We start from the raw sequence: 24,900 nt of genomic DNA on the forward strand, positions 1-24,900 counted from the left end.
TCAATCGTTCTTCAGGCGCTTCAGCAGCGCGACGCCGGTCAGCAGTTCGAGCTGCGCTTCGAGCCGGATCACGCGGCCGGTCAGGTCTTCGATCTTCTGCTGCTGAGATTTCATCGCCTCGGACTGGCGGTTGACCTTGTCCTCGAGCTTGATGACGGAGGTGAACGCACTCCAGACCTTGTCCGTGATTCCCATCAGGCGGCTTTGCGCGCCGGGGTGCGGGCAGCCTTGGCTTCCATTGCGGCGATGCGCTTGTTGCTGGCGGCGATGAAGTCGAGCGCATCGTCGATCGATGCGGCCGCGCGGTCGGCAGCGTTTTTGGCCGCTTCGGCCAACGCCTGCAGATCGGCCTCGCCTTCGACGGATTCGTAGGCCGCGGCACCACGGCGCATCAGTTCAGAGATCGGCAGGCCGAGCCGCTCGGCCTTCGCGGCGATCGCCTTCTTTTCCTGGGAGGTGGCTTGCACCACGATGCGTTCAACGGCTCCGGACACGGTACGCTCCAGCGGGTTCAGGGGATGGACATGATATGTACATGATCCCGCCGCGGCTGGCAAGCGCGGAGCCGGATGCCCCCTGCGCTCGCCTTGTTCGCTACTCCTTGTCGCGCCCCAGCAGCGCCGCCTTCAGCAGGTGGTCGGCCGGTGCGTCGCCAACCCAGATCTTCAGCACCATCGCGAAGAACTCGGCGTCGCCCACCGGCTCGCCCTGCGGCTGGCCCATGATGTAGAAGGTGGTGCCCTTGCCCGGCATGAACTCCATCGCGAAGGTCTCGCCCGCGGCCATCTTCGAGCGGCCCGAGAAGATCTCGATCAGCCGGGTCGCCGACAACGTGTGCTTCTGCACCATCTCCTTCGGCGAGTTCTCCGACATTCCCTTGATGAAGAGCCGGCCCAGGTCGGTGCCCGGCAGGTCGCGCAGCGCGGTGAACTGCAGCCGCTTCGGGCCGCCCAGCGCCAGCAGTTCTTCCGGCGTGCCGACCTTCTTGCTGGTGTACAGCCCCAGGTCGTAGACCTTGAAGATGGCCTTGAAGCGCGTGCCCGCGCCGTTCAGCAGCAGCGGCGTGCCCTGCACCTGGAGCAGCGGCTCGAACTTGGTCGTCGTCGACGCAGCCTCGGCGGCCCCGGCGATCAAGGCCAGCCCGAGCATCAAGGCGGCGAAGGGGGTGCGAATCGGGGTCATGCGTCTCCTCGGGACCATCTGATTGTTGGATGGCGCCGATTATTCGGGCTTATGCCGGCCGCAACAAGCCGGCGAACCCGGGCTGGTCGATGGATCGCACGATCGTTCGTGAACCCTGGCGCGGTGATCTTTGGGGACTGCGCGCGTTTTCGATCAGCACCGAATCGCCGAACTCGTGCGTGCGGTAGCCGCGGGCGGCCAGCGCGGCGTCAGCACGGCGCAGCACCGACGCATCGACGAAGGCCTGCAACAGCGCATGGTGGCTGCTGCCCGGCTCGTGCGTGCCGCTGACGATCGCGTCGACCACCTGCAGCCGGCTGGACGGCCCGAGCCGCTGGGTCGCGAGGCCCTCGCCGGCGCGCAGCGGCCCGGCCTGCGCCGCATGCTCGAGCGCCCGCGTGACGGTGGTGCCGAGCGCGACGATGCGCCCGCCGCTGCGCCGGGTGTCGGCGATGGCCCGCAGCGTCGACGCCGGCAGGTGGTAGGGCTCGTCGAACGGCAGCCGCGCATCGAGGGCGGCATCGCCGGTCGACGACAGGCCGGCCGCATGCGTCAGCGTCGCGAAGCCGATCGCGCGCTCGCGCAGCGCATGCAGCATCTGCCAGTCGAGCACGAAACCGGCCGACGGTGGCTCGAACGCGACCGGCAGTGCCGCCACGCGCGTCCACACATCCCACAGCGCGAGCGGCTGCGGCACGTGGGCGTACTGGATCGGCCGGCCGTGGCGGGCGATGCCGGCCCAGATCGCGTCGGCATCGCCGTCGAAGCGCAGCTCGATCAGGCGCGGGTGGTCGAGCAGGCGCGCGACCGTGGCCTGCAGCGGGCCGAGCTGCAGCCGATCGCCCGCGCACAACGGCGGCGGCGCGGGGCGGTCTTCGGTGCGGGTGTGGAAATCGCCGGCACCGAAGACGATCGCGGTGAATGCGTGCACCGCATCGACCCGCAGCGAGGCCCGTCCGGCCAGCCGCACCTCGATCGGCTCGCCGGTGCGCAAGTGCGTGCCGTGCAGGCTGGCCGGCAGCGTCGCCGCGTCGTTGGCCACCAGCAGGTCGCCAGGGCGCAGCCAGTGGGCGAGGTGCGAGCGCTCGGCATGGTGCAGCTCGCCATGCCGGTCGATCACCAGCAGGCGGGCGTCGCGCGGGCGCTGGGTCGGCAGCGCGGCGGCCTTCATGCGGCCTCCGCGTGGGCGACGGTGTTGGCGATCAGCGCGACGATGGTGCGCGCCGCATCGGCCGGGCGCTTCAGCGTCGCCGGATCGGCATCGGGCACGGCCAGCGCATGCAGCGGCGTGTCCATGTCGCCCGGGTCGACCGAGAACACGCGCACGCCGTGCTCGCGCAGCTCGGCATCCCAGATGCGGCTCAGGTGGTGCAGCGCCGCCTTGCTGGCCCCGTAGGCGCCCCAGCCGGGGTAGGGCGTGACGGCGGCATCGCTGCTGATGTTGAGCACCAGTGCCTGCGCCCCGCCGCGCGCCGACGCGGCCAGCGCGCCGAGCAGCGCCTTGCCGAGGCGGAACGGCCCGAGCACATTCGTCGCGAGCGCGGCCTCCAGGTCCTCGCACTCGGTGTCCGCCAGCAGCGCGAGCGGCACCGGGCCCAGGCTCGACGCGTTGTTGACCAGCACGTCCAGCCCGCCGAGCGCGCTGTTGACCTGCAGCGCGATCAGGTGGATGTCGTCGCGGCGCGCGATGTCGCCGGCGATGCCGTGCGTGCCGGGCAGGTCCTGCGCGACCCGCCGCACGCGCGCCGCATCGCGGGCGATGAACGCGACGCGCGCGCCGCGGGCCGACAGCGCCTGCACCAGCGCGAGGCCGAGGCCCGAGGTGCCGCCGGTGATGGCCACGCGCAGTCCGGCCAGTGGATCGTCTCGAAGGGTGTTCATGAGGAGACTCCGTAAAGTGATGGCCTCACGATAGGCAGCCTCACGCACACCGCCCAGCGCGCGGACCGATCCGTTGGCGAAGCGTCCGTTCCGTCGTCAAGGCCGCGCCATGTGGTCACAATGCGGCCCTCATGAGCGAGCCTGAAGCCCCGTCCAGCGCCACCGCCAGCCACCTGGCCCGCAACCTCGTCAGCCTGCGCCACGCGCGCGGGTTGACGCAGGACGGCCTCGCGAAATCGGCCGCGCTGCCGCGCTCGACGATCGCAACGCTGGAATCCGGCGACGGCAACCCGTCGCTGTCGGTGCTGGTGAAGGTGGCCGGCGCGCTCGGCGTGCCGATCGACGAGCTGCTGGCGTCGCCGCGTGCGATGGTGCGCCACTGGGCAGCTGACGAGGTCGCGCTGCGCAGCCGCCCGGCCGGCAAGGGCCGCGGCGTCATGCTGCGCGTGCTGGTGCCCGAATCGGTGCCGGACGAGATGATGGAGGTGATGGACTTCGAGCCCGGCGCGGTGATGGGCGGCACGCCGCACCTGCCGGGCACGCGCGAGTTCTTCACCTGCCTGGACGGCCGCGTGAACCTGATGGTGGCCGGCGAGCGCTACACGCTGGCCGAGGGCGAGGTGCTGGCCTTCCCGGGCAACCTGCCGCACTCGTACCAGAACGCCGATGCGTTGCAGCCGGCGCGCGGCATTTCTCTGGTCGTGCTCGCGAAGGCCGGCGTGTGAATGACGGCCCCTCGGTCGACGGGTACGTCGACCGATCCCCCGAGGGGATGCGGGCCGGCTTGGGGCGGCCCGGCGCTCGGCCCGCTGCCCCTGCCAAGCACAGGGAATCGATGCGCCCCTATGCTGGCGCCCGCACTTCCGCACCCGAGGAGAAATTCGAATGACATTCACGCCCTGGATTCGCAACGGCATCGCCGCGCTGGTCGGCTCGCTGGTCCTCGCCACCGCCGCGCAGGCCGGCGCGCCGCAGCTCAAGACGCAGGCGCCCGGCTTCTACCGGATGATGCTCGGCGACATCGAGGTGACCGCGCTGTTCGACGGCACGCTCGACCTGCAGCCCAAGCAGCTGCTGACCAACACGACACAGAAGGACGTCGGCAAGCTGCTCGACAAGGGTTTCCAGAAGGACACCGTGCAGACCTCGGTCAACGGCTACCTGATCAACACCGGCAGCAAGCTGGTGCTGGTCGACACTGGCGCCGCCGGCCTGTTCGGCCCGACGGCCGGCAACCTGCTGGCCAACCTGAAGGCCTCCGGCTACCAGCCCGAGCAGGTCGATGAGGTCTACATCACCCACATGCACCCCGACCACGTCGGCGGGCTGCTGGCCGATGGCAAGCCGGCGTTCCCGAACGCCATCGTGCGGGCCGACCAGCATGACGCCGACTTCTGGCTGAGCCAGGCCACGATGGAGAAAGCCCCGAAGGAGGTGCAAGGCTTTTTCCAGGGCGCGATGGCCTCGCTGAACCCGTATGTCGCCGCCGGCAAGTTCAAGCCCTTCGACGGCGAGGCCGAGCTGGTGCCGGGCGTGCGCTCGTTCGCCGCGCGCGGCCACACGCCGGGCCACTCGATCTACGCGGTCGAGTCCAAAGGCCAGAAGCTGGTGCTGTGGGGCGACCTGATGCACGTCGCCGCGGTGCAGTTCGCGCAGCCGCAGGTCACGATCTCGTTCGACAGCGATTCGAAGTCGGCCGCGATCCAGCGCAAGAAGGCCTATGCCGATGCAGCCAAGGGCGGCTTCCTGGTGGCGGGCGCCCACCTGCCGTTCCCGGGCATCGGGCACATCCGCGCCGAAGGGCGCGGCTACATCTGGGTGCCGGTGGATTACCAGCAGATCCGTTGAAGGTCCGCTGAAGGGTCCTTGACTCAGTCGGGTGCGACCAGCACCCGGACCCCGAGCGCCTGGACTTCGGGCCAGGCGCGGTCGCTGACCAGCGTGTGCACCTCGGCCCACTGCCCGACGGCGAACGGCGACACGTTGTTCTGCTTCGAATGATCGGCCAGCACCATCGTGCGGGCCGCGGCGCCGATCATCGCGCGCTTGGTGGCCGCGTCGGCCTCGTCGGTGACGGTGATGCCCATGCGCAGGTCGACCGAGCACGCGCCCGGCACCGCCCAGTCGGCCCGGCACTGCTGCAGCATCTCGCGCGCCGCCGGCCCCCACAGCGCACGCGCCTGCGTGTGCCAGGTGCCGCCAGTCAGCACCAGCTGCACGCCGGGGTCGCGGTCGAACAGCGCCGCGACGTCGAGCGAGTTCGTGATCACCGTGACCGGCCGCGCCGTCAGCGCGCGCGCCAGGCTCAGCGAGGTCGAGCCGGCATCGATGATCACCGTCTGCCCCGGCTCGATCAGCGCCGCGCCGGCGCGGCCGATCGCCTGCTTCGCATCCGCCATCACGTCCGCGCGCCCCGCGAAATCGAGCCGCGCCGTATCGAGCGACACCGCGCCGCCATGCGTCTTGTGCAGCGCGCCCTGGGCCTGCAGGTCGAGCAGGTCGCGGCGGATCGTGTGCTCGGAGACGCCCATCATCCGAGCAAGATCGAGCACCTCGACACGCCCCTTCTCCTGCAGCAGCTTCAGCGTGCGCGCCCGGCGTTCTTCGCCGAACCAGGGAGGGGCAGGTGTCTTGCGGACCATCGTGGCGCGAATTCTAGCTTGCCCGGCTCGGTTGACTGCTCTAATATGCTCGAACTTGATCGATTTCGCTCAAGCACGTTCATGCTTTCGGAGCCGCCATGTCTTCCTCCCCCACCGCCTCGCGTGCAGAGCACCTCGCGATGGCCGCCGTGTTCTTCGCCAACGGCGCCGGCTTCGCGAGCTGGGTTTCGCGCATCCCCGCGGTGCGCGATGCGCTGAGCCTGAGCGAAGGCCAGCTCGGCATGGCGCTGCTGGCAATGGGCGCCGGCGCGCTGGTCTCGTTCCAGCTGGCCGGGCGCGGCATCGGCCAGCTCGGCGCGCGCGGGCTGACGCTCGCGACCGGCTTCGTCTACTGCTTCCTGCTGCCGCACCCGGTGCTGGTCGGCTCGCTGCTGCCGCTGGCGTTCACGCTGTTCCTGCTCGGCGCGGCCAACGGCGCGATGGACGTCGCGATGAACGCACTGGCGGTCGAGGTCGAGTCGCGCCGCGGCAAGCCGATCATGTCGGGCCTGCACGGGCTGTGGAGCGCCGGCGGCCTGTGTGGCGCGGCGCTCGGCGGCACGATGGCGCACCACGGCATCGCGCCGGGCCTGCACATCGGCGCGGTCGCGGCGGTGCTCGCGGTGGTGCTGCTGGTCGCGATGCGCTGGCTGCAGGCCACCCCGCCGAAGCCGGCCGAGCCGGCGCCGCATTTCGCGCTGCCCGAGCCGGGCATGGGCGGCCTCGGCGCGATCGTGTTCTGCGCGTTCCTGATCGAAGGCGGCATGGCCGACTGGAGCGCGGTCTACGTGAAGGACGGCCTGGGACTGAGCGCCGCGCTCGGCGCCTTCGGCTACGCCGCGTTCGCCTGCGCGATGATGGTCCTGCGCCTGGCCGGCGACCGGCTGATGGCGGTGTGGCGCGCCGCCACGCTGCTGCGGGCCGGCAATGCGGTGGCAGCGCTGCTGTTCGCCGCCGCGCTGCTGACGCAGAACGCGGGGCTGACGCTCGCGGCCTTCGTCGCCGTCGGGCTCGGCGTCGCCACCGTCGCACCGCTGGTCTTCGGCACCGCCGCACGGCGGGCCCGGCGCGGCCCGGGCCAGGGCATCGCGGCGATGGCGACGCTCGGCTACGGCGGCTTCCTGCTCGGGCCGCCGCTGATCGGCTGGCTCGCCCAACTGACGAGCCTGCGCTTCGCGCTGCTGGTGCTGGCCGGGCTGGCCGCTACGATCGCGCTGCTCGCCCACCACCTCGACGAACCCCGGCCGGCGCCGGCGACGAACCCGGCACGGGCGTGACCATCGGCACCGCGGGCGCCGGCGCCATGCCCACCAGGTAGCCCTCCAGCACCTGCCGGCCGACCCGCACCAGGTCGAACGACTCCGGCTCCAGCAGCCAGGTGCGGATCAGCCCGTCGATCAGCGCATGCAGGCCGATCGCCACCGTGCGCGCCGGCGTGCGCAGCACGATCTGGTGGCGCTGCACCGCCCGCTTCAGCGCGCTCTCGACGCGCGCCAGCATCTCGTTGTGCACCTGGCGATGCCGCTCCCACACCTTGTCGAGTTCGTCGACGTACTCGACCTTGTGGGAGGCGATGTCGAACACCCGGCGTACCTGCGGGTCGTGCACCGTCTTGCGCAGGGCATCGACAAAGCTTTCCAGAATGTGATCCACTGGCGCGTCCAACTGCGGGTCGTCGCTCGCGTGAACCATCTGCTCCATCGGCAAGGTCACGCGCAGCATCATCGCGTTGAAGAGGTCGCCCTTGTCCTTGAAGTGCCAGTAGATGGCACCCCGGGTCAGGCCGGCCGCCAGCGCGATGTCGTTGAGCGACGTTCGCGACACGCCACGCTCCTGGAACACCAGCTCGGCGGTGTCCAGGATGTGGCTGCGGGTGGCCAGGGCCTCTTCTTTCGTTCGTCGCGCCATCGCGTGGCGACTCCTCGGTGATCGGTGCCGGTAAGCACTCGGTAAGAGCGCTGCCACTACCGTGTAGGTAAGGTAAATGGGACGTTTACATTCAATCGTGTATGTATACTAACCCGCATCGTCGACAAGTCCAGCCGGGTCTTCCACCCGGCCTTTGGGCTTGTCGGCTTTCCCCCAGCTCATCAGGCGCCCGCGGCGGGCGCAGCATCCGGAAGGGATTTGCATGTCTGCGTTGAAGAACGTCGCGGCGGAAAGTGCTGCTGTTGGTTCCACGGCCCGAGGCGCGCAGCGCGCCCTCCAGGTGCTGCCGCTGGCGGTCGTCGTCGCGATGCTGGTGGCCTGCGGCGCCAAGGATGGCGCGGCCGGCGGTGCCGGTGCTGCCCCGGGTGGCGCCGGTGCCCCGCCACCGCCCGAGGTGGGGGTCGTGACGGTCGCGCCGCGCGAGGTCGGTCTGGTGACCGAGCTGCCGGGCCGGCTCGAGGCCTCGCGCGTCGCCCAGGTGCGGGCCCGCGCGGCCGGCATCCTGCAGAAGCGGCTGTTCCGCGAAGGCAGCGACGTGAAGGCCGGCCAGGCCTTGTTCCAGATCGATTCAGCGCCCTACGTCGCGAACCAGCAGAGCGCCCAGGCGGCGCTCGCGCGCGCCCAGGCCAACCTGACGCAGGCCACCGCGCAGGCCGAGCGCTACAAGCCGCTGATCGAGGCCAACGCGATCAGCAAGCAGGACTTCGTCAACGCGGTCGCGGCGCAGAAATCCGCCGAGGCCGATGTCGCGTCGGCCCGCGCCGCGCTGCAGACCTCGCAGATCAACCTCGGCTACGCGTCGGTCACGTCGCCGATCGCCGGCCGCATCGGCCGCGCGCTGGTCACCGAAGGCGCGCTGGTCGGCCAGGGCGAGGCGACCCAGCTGGCCGTGGTGCAGCAGATCAACCCGATGTACGTGAACTTCACGCAATCGACCACCGAGACGCTGAAGCTGCGCAAGGCCCTCGAGGCCGGCAAGCTGAAGCGCGCCGGCGCCGACGATGCCGCGATCGTGCGCATCGTGCTGGAAGACGGCACCGAGTACGCGAAGCCGGGCCGGCTGCTGTTCTCCGACCTGACGGTCGACGCCACCTCGGGCCAGATCACGCTGCGCGCCGAGGTGCCGAACGCCGACGGCCTGCTGCTGCCCGGCATGTACGTGCGCGTGCGGCTCGAGCAGGCGCAGGTCGACGGCGCGATCGCGCTGCCGCAGCAGGCGGTCACCCGCACCAACCAGGGCGACACCGTGATGGTGGTCGGTGCCGACGGCAAGGTTTCGCCGCGCCCGATCAAGATCGGCTCGGCCGCGCAGGACGGCCAGTGGCTCGTCACCGACGGCCTGAAACCCGGCGAGCAGGTGATGGTCGACGGCTTCCAGAAGCTGCGCGGCCCTGGCCCGGTGAAGCCGGTGCCGTGGCAGCCGCGTGCGGCGTCGGCCGCGGCGGCATCCGCTCCCGCTTCCGCTGCCTCGGGCAACTGAGCCCGACTACCCAAAAGACAGAACCAGCGAGCCTTCCTCCATGGCCAAGTTCTTCATCGATCGCCCCATCTTCGCGTGGGTGATCGCGCTGTTCATCATCGTGCTCGGCGGCGTGGCGATCACGCAGCTGCCGATCTCGCAATATCCGCCGGTCGCACCGCCCTCCATCGTCGTGTCGGCCACCTACCCCGGCGCCTCGGCGCAGACGCTCGAAGACAGCGTGATCAGCGTCATCGAGCAGGAAATGAACGGCTCGCCCGGCCTGCTCTACATGGAGTCGGTCAGCCAGGCCAACGGCACCGGCTCGATCACGATCAGCTTCGAGCCCGGCACCAACCCGGACCTGGCGCAGGTCGACGTGCAGAACCGGCTGAGCCGCGCTGCGCCGCGCCTGCCCTCGGCCGTCACGCAGCAGGGCGTGCGGGTCGACAAGGCGCGCTCGAACTTCCTGCTGTTCACGATCCTCTCGTCCGACAACCCGGCCTACGACCCGATCGCACTCGGCGACTACGCGTCGCGCACCGTGCTGCCCGAGATCCAGCGCATCCCCGGCGTCGGCCAGGCCCAGCTGTTCGGCACCGAGCGCGCGATGCGCGTCTGGATCGACCCGGCCAAGCTGGTCGGCTTCAACCTGTCGGCCACCGACGTCGCCACCGCGATCCGCACGCAGAACGCGCAGGTCTCGTCCGGCACCATCGGCGACCTGCCGAACCTGCCGGGGCAATCGATCTTCGCGACCGTGGTCGTCAACGGCCAGCTGAGCAATGTCGAGCAGTTCGGCAACATCGTGCTGCGCGCGAACGCCGACGGCTCCACCGTGCGCCTGAAGGATGTCGCCCGCATCGAACTGGGCGCGCAGACCTACGCCACCTCGGCGCGCCTGAACGGCAAGCCGTCGACCGGCATCGGCGTGCAGCTCTCGCCGAGCGGCAACGCGCTCGCCACCGCGACCGCCATCCGCAAGCGCATGGACGAGCTCGCGCGCTACTTCCCGCAGGGCGTCAAGTACAGCGTGCCGTACGACAGCTCGCGCTTCGTCAAGATCTCGATCTCGCAGGTGGTGGAGACGCTGCTCGAGGCGGTCGCGCTGGTGTTCGTCGTGATGTACCTGTTCCTGCAGAACTGGCGCTACACGGTGATCCCGACACTGGTCGTGCCGATCGCGCTGCTCGGCACCTTCGGCGCGCTGCTCGGGCTCGGCTTCTCGATCAACGTGCTGACGATGTTCGGCATGGTGCTGGTGATCGGCATCGTGGTCGACGATGCAATCGTCGTGGTCGAGAACGTCGAACGCATCATGAGCGAGGAGGGGCTGTCGCCACGCGAGGCCACCCGCAAGGCGATGGACCAGATCTCCGGCGCGATCGTCGGCGTGACGGTGGTGCTGATCTCGGTGTTCGTGCCGCTCGCGTTCTTCGCCGGCTCGATCGGCAACATCTACCGCCAGTTCTCGGCGGTGATGGTGGCGTCGATCGCGCTGTCGGCCTTCATGGCGCTGTCGCTGACGCCGGCGCTGTGCGCCACGCTGCTGAAGCCGGTCGAGGCCGGCCACCACCACGAGAAGACCGGCTTCTTCGGCTGGTTCAACCGCGGCTTCGCGCGCACCGCGAAGGGCTACGAGGGCTGGGTCGCGAAGATCCTGAAACGCGCCGGCCGCTTCCTGATCATCTATGCGGCGATCATCGCCGCGGTGGGCTGGACCTTCTCGCGCCTGCCGGCGTCGTTCCTGCCGGCCGAGGACCAGGGCTACATCATCGTCAACGTGCAGTTGCCGCCGGGCGCCACCGTGAACCGCACGGTCGAGGTGATGCAGCAGGTCGAGGGCTACATCCTGAAGCAGCCGGAAGTGCAGAGCATGGTCGGCGTGCTGGGCTTCAGCTTCTCGGGCCAGGGCCAGAATGCCGGCCTCGCGTTCGTGACGCTGAAAGACTGGGACGAGCGCAAGGGCGCCGAGCACAAGGCGCAAGCGGTGGCCGGCCGCGCGTTCGGCGCGCTGATGGGCGTGCGCGATGCGTTCATCTTCCCGCTCAGCCCGCCGCCGATCCCCGAGCTGGGCACTTCGTCGGGCTTCGCGTTCCGGCTGCAGGACCGCGGCGGCAACGGCCACGCGGCGTTGCTCGCGGCGCGCAACCAGCTGCTGGGTCTCACGGGCCAGAGCAAGATCGTCGCGGGCGTGCGCCCCGACGGCCTCGAAGACGCGTCGCAGCTGCAGATCGACATCGACCGCGACAAGGCGAACGCGCTGGGCGTCGGCTTCGATTCGATCAACGCGACCATCTCGACCGCGCTCGGCTCGGCCTACGTCAACGACTTCCCGAACGCCGGCCGCCTGCAGCGCGTGGTGGTGCAGGCCGATGCGCCGGCGCGGATGCAGCCGGAAGACCTGCTGCGCCTGAACGCGCTGAACACGAAGGGCCAGCCGGTGCCGCTGGCGGCCTTCGCGACGACGCGCTGGATCAGCGGCCCGGTGCAGACCATCCGCTACAACGGCTACCCGACGATGCGGCTGGCGGGCGATGCCGCGCCCGGCCGCAGCACCGGCGAGGCGATGGCCGAGATGGAGCGGCTCGCGGGCCAGCTGCCGCCGGGCTTCGCGTTCGAATGGACCGGCCAGTCGCGCGAGGAGAAGCTGTCGGGCTCGACCGCGTTCATCCTGCTCGGCTTCTCGCTGCTGGCGGTGTTCCTGTGCCTCGCGGCGCTGTACGAGAGCTGGTCGATCCCGCTGTCGGTGATCCTGGTGGTGCCGCTCGGCGTGCTGGGCGTCGTGCTGGCGGCCACCTTCCGCGGCCTCGAGAACGACATCTACTTCAAGGTCGGCCTGATCACGGTGATCGGGCTGAGCGCGAAGAACGCGGTGCTGATCATCGAGTTCGCGAAAGACCTGCACGCGCAGGGCAAGGGCGTCGTCGAATCGGTGCTGGAGGCGGCGCACCTGCGCTTCCGCCCGATCCTGATGACCTCGATGGCCTTCATCCTCGGCGTGCTGCCGTTGGTGGTGGCCTCGGGCGCGGGCTCGGCGAGCCAGCGCGCGATCGGCACCGGCGTGATGGGCGGCATGTTCACCGCGACGCTGCTGGCGGTGTTCTTCGTGCCGGTGTTCTTCGTCGTCGTGCGCCGCATCTTCAAGGGCAGCGAGCGGCAGCGCCGCATGTACGCCCACGAATTGAATGGCAGCCCGGCCCCTGCAGCGCCGGCGGCCGCCCCGGCGAAGGATGGTTCCCATGAGTGATTTCCGAAGCACCCGGCTGCTGCGCGGCCCGGCCCCTGCCCTGGCCCTGCTCGCGAGCGCACTGCTCGCGGCCGGCTGCACGATGATCCCGACCTATGAGCGCCCGCCGGCGCCGGTGCCCGGCTCGTTCGCCGGCGAGGCGACCACCGCGCGCCCCGGTCCGAAGGCGAGCGACATCGAATGGCAGAGCTACTTCGCCGACGAGCGCCTGAAGCGGCTGATCGACCTCTCGCTGAAGAACAACCGCGACCTGCGCGTCGCGGTGCTCAACATCGAGCAGGTGCGCGCGGCCTACCAGATCAAGCGCGCCGACGAATGGCCGACGATCAATGCGGCCGCGAGCGGCCTGCGCCAGACCGCCGGGCCCGACACGATCACCAGCACCTACAGCGTGGGCCTCGCGGTCTCGTCGTACGAACTCGACCTGTTCGGCCGGGTGCGCAGCCTGAGCCAGGCGGCACTCGCGCAGTACCTGGCGACCGAAGAGACGCGCAAGGCGGTGCAGATCAGCCTGATCGCGTCGGTCGCGAATGCGTACTTCAACCTGCTGGCCGACGACGAACTGCTCGACGTGACGAAGCAGACGCTGAAGACGCGCGAGGATTCGCAGAAGCTCACGCGGCTGAAGTTCGACAACGGCGCGAGTTCCGAACTCGACCTGCGGCAGGCCGAATCGCTGCTGGAGGCGGCCCGCGTGTCGCTCGCGCAGCTGACGCGCCAGCGCATGCTGGACGAGAACGCGCTGGTGCTGCTGCTCGGGCAGGCGGTGCCGGAAGACCTGCCGGCCGGCGTGTCGCTGGTGGCCGACCAGGTGCTGCCGGAGGTGCCGGCCGGGCTGCCGTCGGACCTGCTGAACCGCCGGCCCGACGTGCGCGCGGCCGAGCAGCAGTTGATCGCGGCCAACGCCAACATCGGCGCGGCGCGTGCGGCGTTCTTCCCGCGCATCACGCTGACCGGGCTGGTCGGCTCGGTGAGCAGCGACCTGTCGGGCCTGTTCAAGAGCGGCTCGTTCGGCTGGAGCTTCCAGCCGCAGGCCACGCTGCCGATCTTCGACGCCGGCCGCAACAAGGCCAACCTGGACAGCGTGAAGGTCGGTCGCGAGATCGCGCTGGCGCAGTACGAGAAGGCGATCCAGACCGCGTTCCGCGAGGTCTCGGATTCGCTGGCCGGTCGCGCGACGCTCGGCGAGCAGGCGCGTGCGCAACGCGCGCAGGCCGATGCCGAGCAGGCACGCTACCGGCTGGCCGACCTGCGCTACCGCAACGGCGCGGCCAGCTACCTCGACGTGCTGGATGCGCAGCGCTCGCTGTTCACCGCGCAGCAGGCGGTGGTGCAGGTGCAGGCGCAGCAGGCGCAGAACCTGGTGACGCTGTACAAGGCGCTGGGGGGTGGGTGGAAGGACGCGGCGGCGAATTGAGCAAAGGCGCGGGCGGGGAGGCTGTGGCTCGCCGCCCGCGCCTTTGTTCACCGCCCTGCCTTTGGGAAGGTGACAAGCGAACAAGTGAAGGTTGATCCATGGAGCTCTCAGCGCCATCGAGCAATGCCCTCACTGCCGTGCAGCCAGGGCATCCCGGTCGTGATCGCCATCCTTGATCGCCGTCGCCTGCGACCACACCACCTGCCAGCGACCGTCGATGCGTTCGTACGTATCGATGTGCCAGCACCGGAACGGCGCGTCTGCATCGAACGCCAGCGTGGCCTGGTAGCGCAGCACCGCGCTGTCGGCGTGCAGGCGGACATCGATCGCACCCGGCTCCCAGCGCAGGTAGCGAAGGTCGCCACGCTCGATCTTGCCGAGGTACTCGTCGCGGGTGAACGCGCGGCCGGCCGGCGTGACGAGCTGGAACTGCGGTGCATGCAGGCGCCGGGCGAGTGGCATGTCGCCGTCGACCAGCGCGCGCAGCCGCGAACGCTCGATCTCGCGGAGGTCTTCAGCGCGGCGCTCGTCGGCCAAGCAGACACCCTCGCTTCCGACCGGCGGATAGGCATGCAGACCATCGAAATCCGCCTTGCCGATCGGCACGCCCCGGCTGCGCAGGATCGCGTACGCGGTCGTCAGGTGGAAGAAGAAGTTCGGCAACGCGTAATGCTGCAGGAACTCGGTGGCCGGCAGGCGCACCAGCGCATCGCCGGCCCGGCTCTCGAGCGTGCGTTGCTCTGCATCCTCGAAAGCCGCAGGCGGCAGCTCGCGCAGCATCGCTGACACGCGGTCGATCACGGTACGCAGCCCGTCGAAGCCAGGCTCGGGCGCACCCGCCGACGGCACCGGCAACCCGGCAAGCGGATGGCAGGTCCGCAACGCGAAGTTCGCCGCGATGACGACCTGCGTCGCGAACGGGTTCATGTCGTCGGCGAGCCGCGCACCGAGCAGGGCTTCGGCGTCCGCCGCCGGCAGGCGGCTCTGCGTCAGATCGAGCCAGCCGCGCAGCCGCTCCAGGTAGCGCAGGAAGACAGGCACCGAGGCCTGCCACAGCATGGGTGGGTTCATCGCGCAAGCCTAGCAGCCGCAATGCACCCGCAGCCCTTGCATCGCGCCGCCCTCCCCGGCATGCTGCCGGCCATGACCCCCGCCTCCCACCGCGCCCAGCTCGTGGGCATGCTCGCCGAAGCCGCCGAGATCGAGCATTGCCTGATGTGCACCTACCTCTATGCGGCGTTCTCGCTGAAGCAGAACGCCGACGAGGGACTCGAACCCGACGAACTCGCCGCCGTGCAGCGCTGGCGGCGCGAGATCATCGCGATCGCCACCGACGAGATGCTGCACCTGGTGCTGGCCAACAACATCGCGGTGGCGATCGGCGCCCGGCCGCACTACCGGCGCTTCAACTTCCCGATCGCGCCGGGGCTGTTCCCGGCCGACATCGCGGTCGAACTCGCGCCCTTCGACGAGGCCACGCTCGACCACTTCGTCTACCTCGAGCGGCCGGCCGATGTCGCCGAGCGCGACGGCCGCCACTACGAGAAGACCAGCTACCACCGCCGGGCCGTCGCCGGCCGGCTGTCGATGTTGCCGGACGACTACACCACCGTCGGCGAGCTGTACGAATCGATCGCCGAGAGCTGCGAGCTGCTGGTGCAGCACAGCGGCGAGGCGAAGCTGTTCATCGGGCCCCGCGCGGCACAGCTGGCCCTGCAGGATTTCCGGCTGCCCGGGCTGATGACCGTCGGCACGCTGGCCGAGGCGCGCCAGGCCGTCGAGTTCATCGTGCAGCAGGGCGAGGGCTCGCGCGAGAACAAGAGCGGCTCGCACTACGCGCGCTTCTGCGCGATCCGCAGCGAATGGCAGGGCCTGAAGGCGCGCCGCCCGGCGTTCGAGCCGGCCCGGCCCGCGGCGCGCAACCCGGTGATGCGCAACCCGGTGGTCGCCGGGCTGCGGGTGCACGTCACCGCCGAGCCGGCCGCCGCGCTGCTGGACGTCGCCAACGTCTGCTACGAGCTGATGCTGCGCCTGCTGTCGGCGCTCGCCGACGTGACGCCGCGCTCCGAGACCGCCACCGCACGCCGCCGCGAGATGGCCGACCAGACCCTCGCGCTGATGCACATGCTGGGCGACATGGGCAGCGCGCTGTCGGCGATGCCGGCGAGCGACAAGCACCCGGGCGTCAACGCCGGGATGACCTTCACCGCGTCGCGCACCGTGCTGACCTACCTGTCGGTCGAGACCGCGACGCTGGTGCTCGCCGAGCGCTGCGGCTGCGTCGCCGACCGGCTGGAGACCCTGGCCGCCCAACCCGGCGCGCTGCCGTCGCTCGCGCGGCACGCGCAGGCGATGCGGCGCTTCTCGAACTACTGGTCGGCCGACCATGACCGGCATTGGCCGGTGATCACCGGCCAGGCCGCAGCGCCGGTCGCACCGGTACCGGTCGCGGCAGCACCGGTCGCGCCGGCCGCTGCCCGCCCCACCCCGAAGCCGCCCGACGAAGCCCGCGGCCGCGACGTGCTGCTGCGCTTCGACACGCAGCGCTGCATCCATTCGCGCCACTGCGTGCTCGGCGAGCCGGCGGTGTTCCTCGCCAACACGCCGGGCGACTGGCTGTACCCCGACCAGGCGACGCCCGAGCGCATCGCGATCGTCGCGCACAGCTGCCCGTCGGGCGCGATCACCTACCAGCGCCTCGATGGCGGCCCCGACGAGGCGCCGCCGCTGGTCAACGTCGCCCGCCTGCGCGAGAACGGGCCGTTGGCCTTCCATGCCGACCTGCAACTGTCGGCCGTGCAGCCCAATGGCGGTTCGCGCCTGCGCGCCACGCTGTGCCGCTGCGGGCAATCGGCCAACAAGCCCTACTGCGACGGTTCGCACAACGCGGCCGGCTTCAAGGCGTCCGGCGAGCCCGCGACGCGCGAATCGCAACCGCTCGCGCTGCGCGGCGGTGCGCTGCGCGTCGACCCGCTGCGCAACGGGCCGCTCGAAGTCAGCGGCAACCTGGAGCTGTGCGCCGGCACCGGCCGCACCGTCGACCGGCTGACCAGCACGCGGCTGTGCCGCTGCGGCCAGTCGCAGAACAAGCCGTTCTGCGACAACTCGCACGCGGTGGTCGGCTTCGTGGCCGACGGCGTCTGACGACCGCGGACGACCGCACAGTGGCGTTCCAGAACAACTACGCGGGCTTCGAACCGAAGAGCCTGGCCGACGTGCTGCGCTGGCGCTGGGCTGCCCACCGCAACGGCGTGCCGCGGCCACCGCGCGGGCCGATCCCGTGCCTGGCGCCGGACCTCGCGTTCCTGCAGGGCAATGCGCGCGCCGGTGCGGCGATGCAGCCCGCCGTCACCTGGATCGGCCATGCGACGGTGCTGGCCCAGCTGGGCGGGCTCAACGTCCTCACCGACCCGGTGTTCTCCGAGCGCGCGTCGCCGGTGTCGTTCGCCGGCCCGAAGCGGCACCTGCCGCCCGGCGTCGCGCTGAACGACCTGCCGCACATCGACCTCGTGCTGGCCTCGCACAACCACTACGACCACCTCGACGGCGCATCGGTCGACGCGCTGCAGCGCCAGCCGGGCGGCCCGCCGCTGTTCATCGTGCCGCTGGGCGTGAAGGCCTGGCTGGCCGAGCGCGGCATCGCGAACGCGGTCGAGCTCGACTGGTGGACCTCGCACACCGTGCCGTCGCCGTCCGGCCCGGTCGAGGTGATGCTGGTGCCGGCCCAGCACTGGTCGGGCCGCGGCCTCGCCGACCGCATGAAGACGCTGTGGGGCGGCTTCGCGGTGTTCGCGCCCGACTGCCACCTGTTCTACGCCGGCGACACCGCCTACTCGCGCGACTTCATCGACATCCAGGCGCGCTTCGCCGGGCGGCAGTCGGCGGCGAACGGCGGCGGCTTCGACATCGCGCTGCTGCCGATCGGCGCCTACGAGCCGCGCTGGTTCATGGCGCCGCAGCATGTCGACGTCGAGGAAGCGATCCGCATCCACCGCGACCTGCGCGCCAAGCGCTCGCTCGGCGTGCACTGGGGCACCTTCCAGCTGTCGGACGAAGCGCTCGACGACCCGCCGCACGCGCTCGTGGAGCAGCGCCGGCTGCAGGCGCTGCCCGACGGTGAATTCTTCGTGCTCGCGATCGGCGAGACGCGACAATTCCCGGCTCGCCGGCCCACGCCGGGTGGATCCGGCTGAACCTGCGGAGGACACGCCATGTGGATGACCATCGCCCTCGTCGTCGTGCTGTTGATCGCTGCAGTGCTGCTGTTCGCGACGACGCGGCCCGGCACCTTCCGCGTCGAGCGATCGCTCGCGATCAAGGCCCCGCCGGACCGGATCTTCCCGCTGCTCGATGATTTCCACCGCTGGCCCGAGTGGTCGCCGTGGGAGAAGCTCGACCCCGCGATGCTGCGCACGCACAGCGGCGCGGCACGTGGTGTCGGCGCGGTCTACGAATGGCGCGGCAACGCAAAGGTGGGCCAGGGCCGCATGGAGATCATGCAGAGCACGCCGGCCTCGGCGCTCGCGATCAAGCTCGATTTCATCAAGCCGTTCGAAGGCCACAACGTCGCCGAGTTCACGCTGAAGCCGCAGGACGACGCGACGCTGGTGCACTGGGCGATGCACGGCCCGACCCCATACGTGTCGAAGCTGATGGGGCTGTTCCTGAGCATGGACACGCTGATCGGGCGCGATTTCGAGGCCGGGCTCGCGAACCTGAAGGCGGCGGTGGAGAAGGCGTAACCATTGAATCAATTGGCGCCGGTGGATGACACGGCGTCGATACACGGGCCCCGCATCCTGACGCCTCCGATCCGCTGGAGAAGTCATGAAAGCGCCCCTCCCCCACCCCGGTCGCCTGGCCGCCCATTCACAGGGCGACGGCCCGGTCGTGCTGTGCCTGCATTCGTCGACCGGCACGCATGCGCAATGGAACGGCCTGGCCGACGCGCTGAGCGAGCGCTGGCAGGTCGTCGCGCCCGACCTGCACGGCCATGGCCGCAGCCCGGCCTGGCCGTCGGCGGCGCTGGACACGCTGCACGTCGATGCGAACGCGGTCACCCAGCTCATGCAGCCGGCCTGGGGGCTGGTGCGCCGCGGCATCCACCTGGTCGGCCATTCGTACGGCGCGGCGGTCGCGATGCAGATCGCGCTGCGCCACCCGCAGTGGGTGCGCTCGCTGACGCTGTACGAGCCGGTCGCGGTCGGCATCATCCATCGCATGGCGCCGCAGGACCCGTCGCTCGCCGAGGTGCGCGAGATCGCGTCGCGAGTCGCCCGGCTGCTCGAGCAGGGTGATGCACTGGCCGCGGCGTGCGCCTTCACGACCTACTGGGGCGGCGACGCGGCCTGGGACGGCCTGAGCCCGGCGCGCCGCGAGGCCATCGCGGCGCGCATGCCGGTGGTGCCCCATCACTTCGACGCGCTGTTCTCGGCCACCTGGGGCCCGCAGGTGCTGTCGCGCCTGGCGATGCCGCTGCTGCTGATCCACGGCGAGCGCACGCGCGCGCCGGCGCGGCGCATCGTCGAGCTGCTCGCGCAGGCCCTGCCGCGGGCGCAGCACTGCGAGCTGGCCGGTGCCGGCCACCTGGGGCCGATCACGCACGCGGCAACGGTCGTGCGCTGGATGGCGACCCACCTCGATCCGGTGGCTGCGTCGCGACTGGAGTTGCAGCCCGAAGCAGCCTGAACGGGCCATGCCACACTGGTGCGATGGACACCTCGCTGCACACCACCGACGGCCTGAAGCTGCACCTCTCGCACCACCCGGCCGGCACCGCCGCACACGGCGTCGTCGTGCTGGTGCATGGGCTGGGCGAGCACCTCGGCCGCTACACCCACGTGATCGCGCACCTGAACGGCTGGGGCTGGCATGTGCTGGCGTATGACCAGCGCGGCCACGGCCGCAGCGAGGGCGGGCGTGGGCAGCTCGCCACCGACCACGACCTGCTGGACGACCTGTCGCACGTGATCGATGCGGCCCGCACCGCGCACCGTGGCCCGCTGGTGCTGCTCGGCCACAGCATGGGCGGGCTGGTCGTCTCGCGCTTCGCCGCCGACACCAAGGCACCCTGGTGGCGCCCGGTCGACGGCCTGGTGATGTCGTCGCCCGCGCTCGACCCCGGCATGAACGGCGCGCAGAAGCTGCTGCTCGCGCTGCTCGGCCCGATCGCGCCGTCGCTCGCGGTCGGCAACGGGCTGAAGCCGGCCTGGATCTCGCGCAACCCGGCGGTCGTCGCGGCCTATGTCGCCGACCCGCTGGTGCACGACCGCGTGACGCCGCGGCTGGTGCGCTTCATCGTCGATGGCGGCGAGTGGGTGCGCGCCCGCGCGGCCGCCTGGGCCGTGCCGACGCTGCTGCTCTACGCCGGCAGCGACCGCTGCGTCGCGCCGGCCGGCAGCCGCGCATTCGCCGCGGCGGCGCCGCAGGCGGTGGTCACGGTGCAGGAATTCCCGCCGCTGTTCCATGAGATCTTCAACGAACCCGAGCAGGCCGAGGTGTTCGCCGCGCTGCAGACCGGGCTGCGCCGCCTCACCGTGACTTGAACACCATGCGTCCTGTGTGACGCATTCGCGCATCTCCGTTTCATCGTGTGCCCTTGTGGGTCGGATCTGCATCGCCTGGTGCGGTCGGTTTTACACTCTGCGATTCCCCACAAGGGACCTCGCACCAGGAGAACCGGCATGAACGCTCGCGACCCCAACCTTCCGCTGCAACCCGACGAAGCCACCGCCATCGCCGAGTTTGCGAACCGCACCTGGGATGAAGAGATCGTTCCGGCGCTGACCGATTACATCGCGATCCCCGCGAAAAGCCCGATGTTCGATGCCGACTGGCAGAAGAACGGCCACATCGAGCGGGTGATCCGCGACGCCGCGAGCTGGGTCGAGGGCCGCAAGGTGGCAGGGCTGAAGCTGGAAGTGGTGCGGCTCGAAGGCCGCACGCCGGTGATCTTCTTCGAGGTGCCGGCCACGAAGGCTGGCAGCACCGACACCATCTGCCTGTACGGCCACCTCGACAAGCAACCCGAATTCAACGGCTGGCGCAACGACCTGGGGCCCTGGACGCCGAAGTACGAGAACGGCCTGCTGTACGGCCGCGGCGGTGCCGACGACGGCTACGCGGTCTACGCATCGCTGACCGCGATCATGGCGCTCGACCGGCAGGGCATTCCGCGCCCGCGCTGCGTCGGCATCATCGAGGCCTGCGAGGAAAGCGGCTCGTTCGACCTGCCGGCCTACCTCGACGTGCTGCGCGAGCGGCTGGGCAACGTGAGCCTGGTCGTCTGCCTCGACAGCGGCGCCGGCAACTACGACCAGCTGTGGCTCACGACCAGCCTGCGCGGCATGGTCAGCGGCGTGCTGAAGGTCGAGATCCTGACCGAGGGCATCCACTCCGGCGATTCGAGCGGCCTGGTGCCGTCGAGCTTCCGCATCCTGCGCCAGGTGCTGGACCGGCTCGAGGACAGCAAGACCGGCCGGTTGCTGCCGGAGAGCTTTCACTGCGAGGTGCCCGGCGACCGCCTCGCGCAGGCCCGCACCACGGCGCAGATCCTCGGCGACGAGGTCTGGAAACGCTTCCCGTGGGCCTGCGGCGCCGACGGCGGCCCGACGCTGCCGACCACCACCGACCCGACCGAGGCGCTGTTGAACCGCACCTGGCGCCCGACGCTGAGCGTCACCGGCGCCGACGGTTTCCCCGAGCTGAAGAACGCCGGCAACGTGCTGCGGCCGTACACCGCGTTCAAGCTGAGCCTGCGCCTGCCGCCGCTGATCGACGGCAACGAGGCGGCGGAGCGCCTGAAGACGCTGCTCGAGGACAACGCGCCGTACAACGCCCGCGTGACCTTCGCGGCCGACGGCCGCGCCGGCGCGCATGGCGCGAGCGGCTGGAACGCGCCGAGCCTCGCGCCGTGGCTGGAAGATGCGCTCAACGGCGCATCGCAGGCGCAGTTCGGCGCACCGTGCGGCTACGTCGGCCAGGGCGGCACGATCCCGCTGATGAGCCTGCTGCAGAAGGGCTTCCCGAAGGCCCAGATGATGGTCTGCGGCGTGCTCGGCCCGAAGAGCAACGCGCACGGGCCGAACGAGTTCCTGCATGTGCCGTATGGGAAGAAGCTGACGGCGGCGGTGGCGCAGGTGATGGCTGCTTGTCCTTGACCCGGTGAGCGCCAACGCCCGCATGGCGGCCTGGTTGTTTGCCGCGTGCTGGGCGGTGTGCTGCGCCGGCGCCGCCGCGCAGCCTCAAGGCACCGACCTCGCAGCGCTCGACGCGCGCCTTGCACCGATCGCCCCGCGGGTCATCGCGTGGCGGCGCGACCTGCACGCCCACCCCGAGTTGTCGGGCCAGGAGCTGCGCACGGCCGCGCTGGTGGCCGAGCACCTGCGCCGGCTCGGCCTGGAGGTGAAGACCGGCGTCGGCGGCCTCGGCGTGGTCGGCCTGCTGCGCGGCGGGCTGCCGGGCTCCAAGGTGGTGGCGCTGCGCGCCGACATGGACGCGCTGCCGGTGACCGAGGCGACCAACCTGCCGTTCGCGTCGCAACAGACCGGCCGCTACCAGGGCGTGCAGACGCCGGTGATGCACGCCTGCGGGCACGACGGCCACACCGCGATGCTGATGGGCGTGGCCGAGCTGCTGGCCGGGCTGCGCGCGCAGGTCCCGGGCACGGTGAAGTTCATCTTCCAGCCGGCCGAAGAGGGCCTCGCCGATCTGCCGTCGACTGCCGCCGAAAGCTGGGGCGCGCGCGCGATGGTCGAGGAAGGCGTGCTCGAGCATCCGAAGGTCGATGCGGTGTTCGGCCTGCACCTCTCGCCGAACCTGGCCTCGGGCATGCTCGGCGTGCGCGGCGGTCCGATGCTGGCCGGCGCCGATTCGCTGCGCATCACGGTGCGGGGCCGCGGCACGCACGGCGGCGCGCCGTGGGCGGGGGTCGATCCCATCGTCGTCGCGGCGCAGATCGTCACCGGGCTGCAGACCATCGTGAGCCGCCAGCTCAACATCAGCCACGAGCCGGCGGTGCTGAGCATCTCGTCGATCCACGGCGGCAACCGCGAGAACGTGCTGCCCGACAGCGTCGAGATGCGCGGCACGCTGCGCAGCTTCGACGAGGACATGCGCGAAGACGCGAAGCGCCGCATCGTGACGACCGCCGAATCGATCGCCGCGGCCAGCGGGGCGCAGGCGAGCGTCAGTTTCGGGCCGGCCACCTATGCCGTCACCGACAACCCGCGCGAGCTGCTGGCGCGGATGATGCCGTCGCTGCAGCGCGCGAGCGGCGACAAGGTCGTCGAGCTGCCGAAGATCAGCGCGTCGGAAGATTTCTCGGAGTACCAGAAGCAGGTGCCGGGGCTGTTCTTCATCCTGGGCGCGACGCCGCCCGGCAAGACGCCGCAGAGCGCGCCGCCGAACCACGCGCCGGATTTCGATTTCGACGAAGGGGCGATGCGGCTGGGCGTGAAGGCGCTCGCGACGCTGGCGCTGGACTACCTGGTCAGCCCGTAGACAGGAGCGACGCGCCGAGCGCCTCGGCGACCTCGATCCCGTCGACGCCGGCCGACATGATCCCGCCGGCATAGCCCGCGCCCTCGCCGGCCGGGTACAGGCCCTTCACGTTCAGGCTCTGGAAATCCTTGCCGCGCGTGATGCGCAGCGGCGACGAGGTGCGCGTCTCGACGCCCGTCAGCACCGCATCCGGCATCGAGAAGCCCTTGATCTGCCGCTCGAACGCCGGCAGCGCCTCGCGGATCGCCTCGATCGCGTAGTCGGGCAGGCTGGGGTGCAGGTCGCCGAGCAGCACGCCCGGCTTGTACGACGGCTGCACGTTGCCGAGCTCTCGCGAACGCTGGCCCTTCACGAAATCGCCGACCAGTTGGCCGGGCGCTTCATAGTTGCCACCACCGAGTTCGAAGGCCCGCGACTCGATGCGCCGCTGGAACTCGATGCCATCCAGCGGCGAGACCGGCCCCGGGGCGTTCGGGTCCTGCGCGTAGTCCTGCGGCGTGATGCCGACCACGATGCCGGCGTTCGCGTTGCGCTCGTTGCGCGAGTACTGGCTCATGCCGTTGGTGACGACGCGGCCGAGCTCGGAGGTCGCGGCGACCACCGTGCCGCCGGGGCACATGCAGAAGCTGTAGACCGAGCGACCGTTCGCCGCGTGGTGCACCAGCTTGTAGTCGGCGGCGCCGAGGATCGTGTTGCCGGCGTTCGGGCCGAAGCGCGCCCTGTCGATGATCGACTGCGGGTGCTCGATGCGGAAGCCCACCGAGAACGGTTTGGCTTCCATGTGAACGCCGCGCTCGTGCAGCATCGCGAAGGTGTCGCGCGCGCTGTGGCCGAGCGCGAGCACGACGTGGTCGGCACGCAGTTGCTCGCCGGACGCGAGTGTCACGCCGCGAATGTGGTTGCCTTCGATCAGCACGTCGGTCACGCGCTGTTCGAAGCGGATCTCGCCGCCCAGCGCCTCGATGTCGGCCCGCATCTTCTCGATCATGCTGACGAGCCGGAAGGTGCCGATGTGCGGCTTGCTGACGAACAGGATCTCTTCCGGCGCGCCGGCCTTGACGAACTCGGCCAGCACCTTGCGCGTCAGGTGGCGCGGGTCGCTGATCTGGCTCCACAGCTTGCCGTCGGAGAAGGTGCCGGCGCCGCCCTCGCCGAACTGCACGTTCGACTCCGGGTTCAGGATCTTCTTGCGCCACAGGCCCCAGGTGTCCTGGGTGCGCTGGCGCACCTCCTTGCCGCGCTCCAGCACGATCGGCCGCAGGCCCATCTGCGCGAGGATCAGCGCGGCGAACAGCCCGCAGGGCCCGAAGCCGACGACCAGCGGGCGCGGCCGGCCCGACGATTGGAAATCGGCCGGCGCGTGGCCGACGAAGCGGTAGCGGGTGTCGGGCGACGGCTTGACGTGCGGGTCGGCCGAGAAGCGCTGCAGCAGCGCGGTTTCATCGGCCGGGTCCGCGAGCTCGCAGTCGATCGTGTAGATCAGCACGATGGCCGCCTTCTTGCGCGCGTCGTAGCTGCGCTTGAAGACGGTGAAGGCTTTCAGCGCGGCGTCGGCCAGGCCCAGGCGCTGCAGCACGGCCGGGCGCAGCGCGCCTTCGGCGTGGTCGAGCGGCAGGCGCAGTTCGGTGATTCGGAGCAT

Annotated in this window: 22 protein-coding genes; 13 read left to right on the forward strand and 9 right to left on the reverse strand. The window is 70.6% G+C overall.

Going from position 1 to position 24,900, the window contains the following annotated elements:
• The 5 genes from BUE42_RS10465 to BUE42_RS10485 form a co-directional block, all read right to left on the reverse strand.
• Positions 1 to 195, reverse strand: coding sequence for a hypothetical protein (locus tag BUE42_RS10465; RefSeq protein ID WP_073465053.1), 195 nt, complete (start codon positions 193 to 195; stop codon positions 1 to 3).
• Complete coding sequence (locus BUE42_RS10470) at positions 195 to 494, reverse strand: DUF6290 family protein (RefSeq protein ID WP_073465054.1); 300 nt, start codon at positions 492 to 494, stop codon at positions 195 to 197. Before BUE42_RS10470 ends, BUE42_RS10465 begins: the two co-directional genes overlap by 1 nt.
• 100 nt (positions 495 to 594) lie before the next feature.
• Positions 595 to 1,182 carry a chalcone isomerase family protein gene (locus BUE42_RS10475; RefSeq protein WP_073465055.1) on the reverse strand — a complete coding sequence of 196 codons (588 nt, stop codon included), beginning with the start codon at positions 1,180 to 1,182 and terminating at the stop codon, positions 595 to 597.
• Between the two features lie 49 nt (positions 1,183 to 1,231).
• Positions 1,232 to 2,353, reverse strand: coding sequence for an S-adenosylmethionine:tRNA ribosyltransferase-isomerase (locus tag BUE42_RS10480; RefSeq protein ID WP_073465056.1), 1,122 nt, complete (start codon positions 2,351 to 2,353; stop codon positions 1,232 to 1,234).
• The gene (locus BUE42_RS10485) at positions 2,350 to 3,063 is read right to left on the reverse strand and encodes an SDR family NAD(P)-dependent oxidoreductase (protein WP_073465057.1); all 714 of its coding nucleotides are present in this window, start codon (positions 3,061 to 3,063) and stop codon (positions 2,350 to 2,352) included. Before BUE42_RS10485 ends, BUE42_RS10480 begins: the two co-directional genes overlap by 4 nt.
• 131 nt (positions 3,064 to 3,194) lie before the next feature.
• Between BUE42_RS10485 and BUE42_RS10490 the strand changes: the two genes are divergently transcribed.
• Both BUE42_RS10490 and BUE42_RS10495 read left to right on the forward strand, forming a co-directional pair.
• The gene (locus BUE42_RS10490) at positions 3,195 to 3,788 is read left to right on the forward strand and encodes a helix-turn-helix domain-containing protein (protein WP_073465058.1); all 594 of its coding nucleotides are present in this window, start codon (positions 3,195 to 3,197) and stop codon (positions 3,786 to 3,788) included.
• Positions 3,789 to 3,948: 160 nt separating this feature from the next.
• On the forward strand, positions 3,949 to 4,911 hold the full coding sequence (locus tag BUE42_RS10495) for an MBL fold metallo-hydrolase (RefSeq protein WP_073465059.1): 963 nt from the start codon (positions 3,949 to 3,951) through the stop codon (positions 4,909 to 4,911).
• Positions 4,912 to 4,934: 23 nt separating this feature from the next.
• On the opposite strand, the gene BUE42_RS10500 is transcribed toward BUE42_RS10495, so the two are convergent.
• Positions 4,935 to 5,705 carry a DeoR/GlpR family DNA-binding transcription regulator gene (locus tag BUE42_RS10500; protein WP_073465060.1) on the reverse strand — a complete coding sequence of 257 codons (771 nt, stop codon included), beginning with the start codon at positions 5,703 to 5,705 and terminating at the stop codon, positions 4,935 to 4,937.
• A 98-nt stretch (positions 5,706 to 5,803) separates the two neighbouring features.
• On the opposite strand from BUE42_RS10500, the gene BUE42_RS10505 reads away from it, so the two are divergent.
• Positions 5,804 to 6,982 carry an MFS transporter gene (locus BUE42_RS10505; RefSeq protein ID WP_083614049.1) on the forward strand — a complete coding sequence of 393 codons (1,179 nt, stop codon included), beginning with the start codon at positions 5,804 to 5,806 and terminating at the stop codon, positions 6,980 to 6,982.
• Here BUE42_RS10505 and BUE42_RS10510 read toward each other — a convergent pair.
• Complete coding sequence (locus tag BUE42_RS10510; RefSeq protein ID WP_073465062.1) at positions 6,909 to 7,613, reverse strand: TetR family transcriptional regulator; 705 nt, start codon at positions 7,611 to 7,613, stop codon at positions 6,909 to 6,911. The two genes, BUE42_RS10505 and BUE42_RS10510, sit on opposite strands and share 74 nt — an antisense overlap.
• Before the next feature lie 223 nt (positions 7,614 to 7,836).
• Here BUE42_RS10510 and BUE42_RS10515 point away from each other — a divergent pair, with 223 nt between their 5' ends.
• Genes BUE42_RS10515 through BUE42_RS10525 form a run of 3 tightly spaced genes read left to right on the forward strand, consistent with a single transcriptional unit; the run spans position 7,837 to position 13,760 of the window.
• Positions 7,837 to 9,114: an efflux RND transporter periplasmic adaptor subunit gene (locus tag BUE42_RS10515; RefSeq protein WP_083614050.1), complete on the forward strand. Its 1,278-nt coding sequence runs from the start codon at positions 7,837 to 7,839 to the stop codon at positions 9,112 to 9,114.
• Positions 9,115 to 9,154: 40 nt separating this feature from the next.
• On the forward strand, positions 9,155 to 12,343 hold the full coding sequence (locus BUE42_RS10520) for an efflux RND transporter permease subunit (RefSeq protein ID WP_073465064.1): 3,189 nt from the start codon (positions 9,155 to 9,157) through the stop codon (positions 12,341 to 12,343).
• Complete coding sequence (locus BUE42_RS10525) at positions 12,336 to 13,760, forward strand: efflux transporter outer membrane subunit (protein ID WP_073465065.1); 1,425 nt, start codon at positions 12,336 to 12,338, stop codon at positions 13,758 to 13,760. Before BUE42_RS10520 ends, BUE42_RS10525 begins: the two co-directional genes overlap by 8 nt.
• Before the next feature lie 129 nt (positions 13,761 to 13,889).
• On the opposite strand, the gene BUE42_RS31545 is transcribed toward BUE42_RS10525, so the two are convergent.
• Entirely contained in the window at positions 13,890 to 14,831 is a 942-nt protein-coding gene (locus tag BUE42_RS31545; protein ID WP_083614051.1) for a DUF1993 family protein, read from the reverse strand.
• A gap of 72 nt (positions 14,832 to 14,903) precedes the next feature.
• Between BUE42_RS31545 and BUE42_RS31550 the strand changes: the two genes are divergently transcribed.
• The 7 genes from BUE42_RS31550 to BUE42_RS10575 all read left to right on the forward strand — a co-directional run bounded on the left by BUE42_RS31550 (position 14,904) and on the right by BUE42_RS10575 (position 23,261).
• The gene (locus BUE42_RS31550) at positions 14,904 to 16,904 is read left to right on the forward strand and encodes a ferritin-like domain-containing protein (RefSeq protein WP_159445399.1); all 2,001 of its coding nucleotides are present in this window, start codon (positions 14,904 to 14,906) and stop codon (positions 16,902 to 16,904) included.
• Between the two features lie 20 nt (positions 16,905 to 16,924).
• Positions 16,925 to 17,953: an MBL fold metallo-hydrolase gene (locus tag BUE42_RS10550; protein ID WP_235002243.1), complete on the forward strand. Its 1,029-nt coding sequence runs from the start codon at positions 16,925 to 16,927 to the stop codon at positions 17,951 to 17,953.
• Positions 17,954 to 17,971: 18 nt separating this feature from the next.
• Positions 17,972 to 18,502 carry an SRPBCC family protein gene (locus BUE42_RS10555; RefSeq protein WP_073465066.1) on the forward strand — a complete coding sequence of 177 codons (531 nt, stop codon included), beginning with the start codon at positions 17,972 to 17,974 and terminating at the stop codon, positions 18,500 to 18,502.
• Positions 18,503 to 18,587: 85 nt separating this feature from the next.
• Positions 18,588 to 19,448, forward strand: a complete 861-nt coding sequence (locus BUE42_RS10560; RefSeq protein ID WP_083614053.1) for an alpha/beta fold hydrolase — start codon at positions 18,588 to 18,590, stop codon at positions 19,446 to 19,448.
• Between the two features lie 23 nt (positions 19,449 to 19,471).
• Positions 19,472 to 20,305 (forward strand): alpha/beta hydrolase, encoded by an 834-nt coding sequence (locus BUE42_RS10565; protein ID WP_073465068.1) that lies wholly within the window; start codon positions 19,472 to 19,474, stop codon positions 20,303 to 20,305.
• Positions 20,306 to 20,443: 138 nt separating this feature from the next.
• The gene (locus BUE42_RS10570; RefSeq protein ID WP_073465069.1) at positions 20,444 to 21,919 is read left to right on the forward strand and encodes a M20 family metallopeptidase; all 1,476 of its coding nucleotides are present in this window, start codon (positions 20,444 to 20,446) and stop codon (positions 21,917 to 21,919) included.
• 22 nt (positions 21,920 to 21,941) lie between these two features.
• The gene (locus BUE42_RS10575) at positions 21,942 to 23,261 is read left to right on the forward strand and encodes an amidohydrolase (RefSeq protein ID WP_073465070.1); all 1,320 of its coding nucleotides are present in this window, start codon (positions 21,942 to 21,944) and stop codon (positions 23,259 to 23,261) included.
• On the opposite strand, the gene BUE42_RS10580 is transcribed toward BUE42_RS10575, so the two are convergent.
• On the reverse strand, positions 23,251 to 24,900 hold the full coding sequence (locus BUE42_RS10580; RefSeq protein WP_073465071.1) for an NAD(P)/FAD-dependent oxidoreductase: 1,650 nt from the start codon (positions 24,898 to 24,900) through the stop codon (positions 23,251 to 23,253). The genes BUE42_RS10575 and BUE42_RS10580 overlap by 11 nt on opposite strands.

Source organism: Rhizobacter sp. OV335 (assembly GCF_900142965.1).
Taxonomy (GTDB): domain Bacteria; phylum Pseudomonadota; class Gammaproteobacteria; order Burkholderiales; family Burkholderiaceae_C; genus Rhizobacter.

Bases quoted from the DNA above. Each gene is read 5' to 3' on its own strand.
- BUE42_RS10465 (WP_073465053.1), bottom strand. From the start codon at position 195: ATGGGAATCACGGACAAGGTCTGGAGTGCGTTCACCTCCGTCATCAAG.
- BUE42_RS10475 (WP_073465055.1), bottom strand. From the start codon at position 1,182: ATGACCCCGATTCGCACCCCCTTCGCCGCCTTGATGCTCGGGCTGGCC.
- BUE42_RS10480 (WP_073465056.1), bottom strand. From the start codon at position 2,353: ATGAAGGCCGCCGCGCTGCCGACCCAGCGCCCGCGCGACGCCCGCCTG.
- BUE42_RS10485 (WP_073465057.1), bottom strand. From the start codon at position 3,063: ATGAACACCCTTCGAGACGATCCACTGGCCGGACTGCGCGTGGCCATC.
- BUE42_RS10490 (WP_073465058.1), top strand. From the start codon at position 3,195: ATGAGCGAGCCTGAAGCCCCGTCCAGCGCCACCGCCAGCCACCTGGCC.
- BUE42_RS10495 (WP_073465059.1), top strand. From the start codon at position 3,949: ATGACATTCACGCCCTGGATTCGCAACGGCATCGCCGCGCTGGTCGGC.
- BUE42_RS10500 (WP_073465060.1), bottom strand. From the start codon at position 5,705: ATGGTCCGCAAGACACCTGCCCCTCCCTGGTTCGGCGAAGAACGCCGG.
- BUE42_RS10505 (WP_083614049.1), top strand. From the start codon at position 5,804: ATGTCTTCCTCCCCCACCGCCTCGCGTGCAGAGCACCTCGCGATGGCC.
- BUE42_RS10510 (WP_073465062.1), bottom strand. From the start codon at position 7,613: ATGGCGCGACGAACGAAAGAAGAGGCCCTGGCCACCCGCAGCCACATC.
- BUE42_RS10515 (WP_083614050.1), top strand. From the start codon at position 7,837: ATGTCTGCGTTGAAGAACGTCGCGGCGGAAAGTGCTGCTGTTGGTTCC.
- BUE42_RS10520 (WP_073465064.1), top strand. From the start codon at position 9,155: ATGGCCAAGTTCTTCATCGATCGCCCCATCTTCGCGTGGGTGATCGCG.
- BUE42_RS10525 (WP_073465065.1), top strand. From the start codon at position 12,336: ATGAGTGATTTCCGAAGCACCCGGCTGCTGCGCGGCCCGGCCCCTGCC.
- BUE42_RS31545 (WP_083614051.1), bottom strand. From the start codon at position 14,831: ATGAACCCACCCATGCTGTGGCAGGCCTCGGTGCCTGTCTTCCTGCGC.
- BUE42_RS31550 (WP_159445399.1), top strand. From the start codon at position 14,904: ATGACCCCCGCCTCCCACCGCGCCCAGCTCGTGGGCATGCTCGCCGAA.
- BUE42_RS10555 (WP_073465066.1), top strand. From the start codon at position 17,972: ATGTGGATGACCATCGCCCTCGTCGTCGTGCTGTTGATCGCTGCAGTG.
- BUE42_RS10560 (WP_083614053.1), top strand. From the start codon at position 18,588: ATGAAAGCGCCCCTCCCCCACCCCGGTCGCCTGGCCGCCCATTCACAG.
- BUE42_RS10565 (WP_073465068.1), top strand. From the start codon at position 19,472: ATGGACACCTCGCTGCACACCACCGACGGCCTGAAGCTGCACCTCTCG.
- BUE42_RS10570 (WP_073465069.1), top strand. From the start codon at position 20,444: ATGAACGCTCGCGACCCCAACCTTCCGCTGCAACCCGACGAAGCCACC.
- BUE42_RS10575 (WP_073465070.1), top strand. From the start codon at position 21,942: ATGGCGGCCTGGTTGTTTGCCGCGTGCTGGGCGGTGTGCTGCGCCGGC.
- BUE42_RS10580 (WP_073465071.1), bottom strand. From the start codon at position 24,900: ATGCTCCGAATCACCGAACTGCGCCTGCCGCTCGACCACGCCGAAGGC.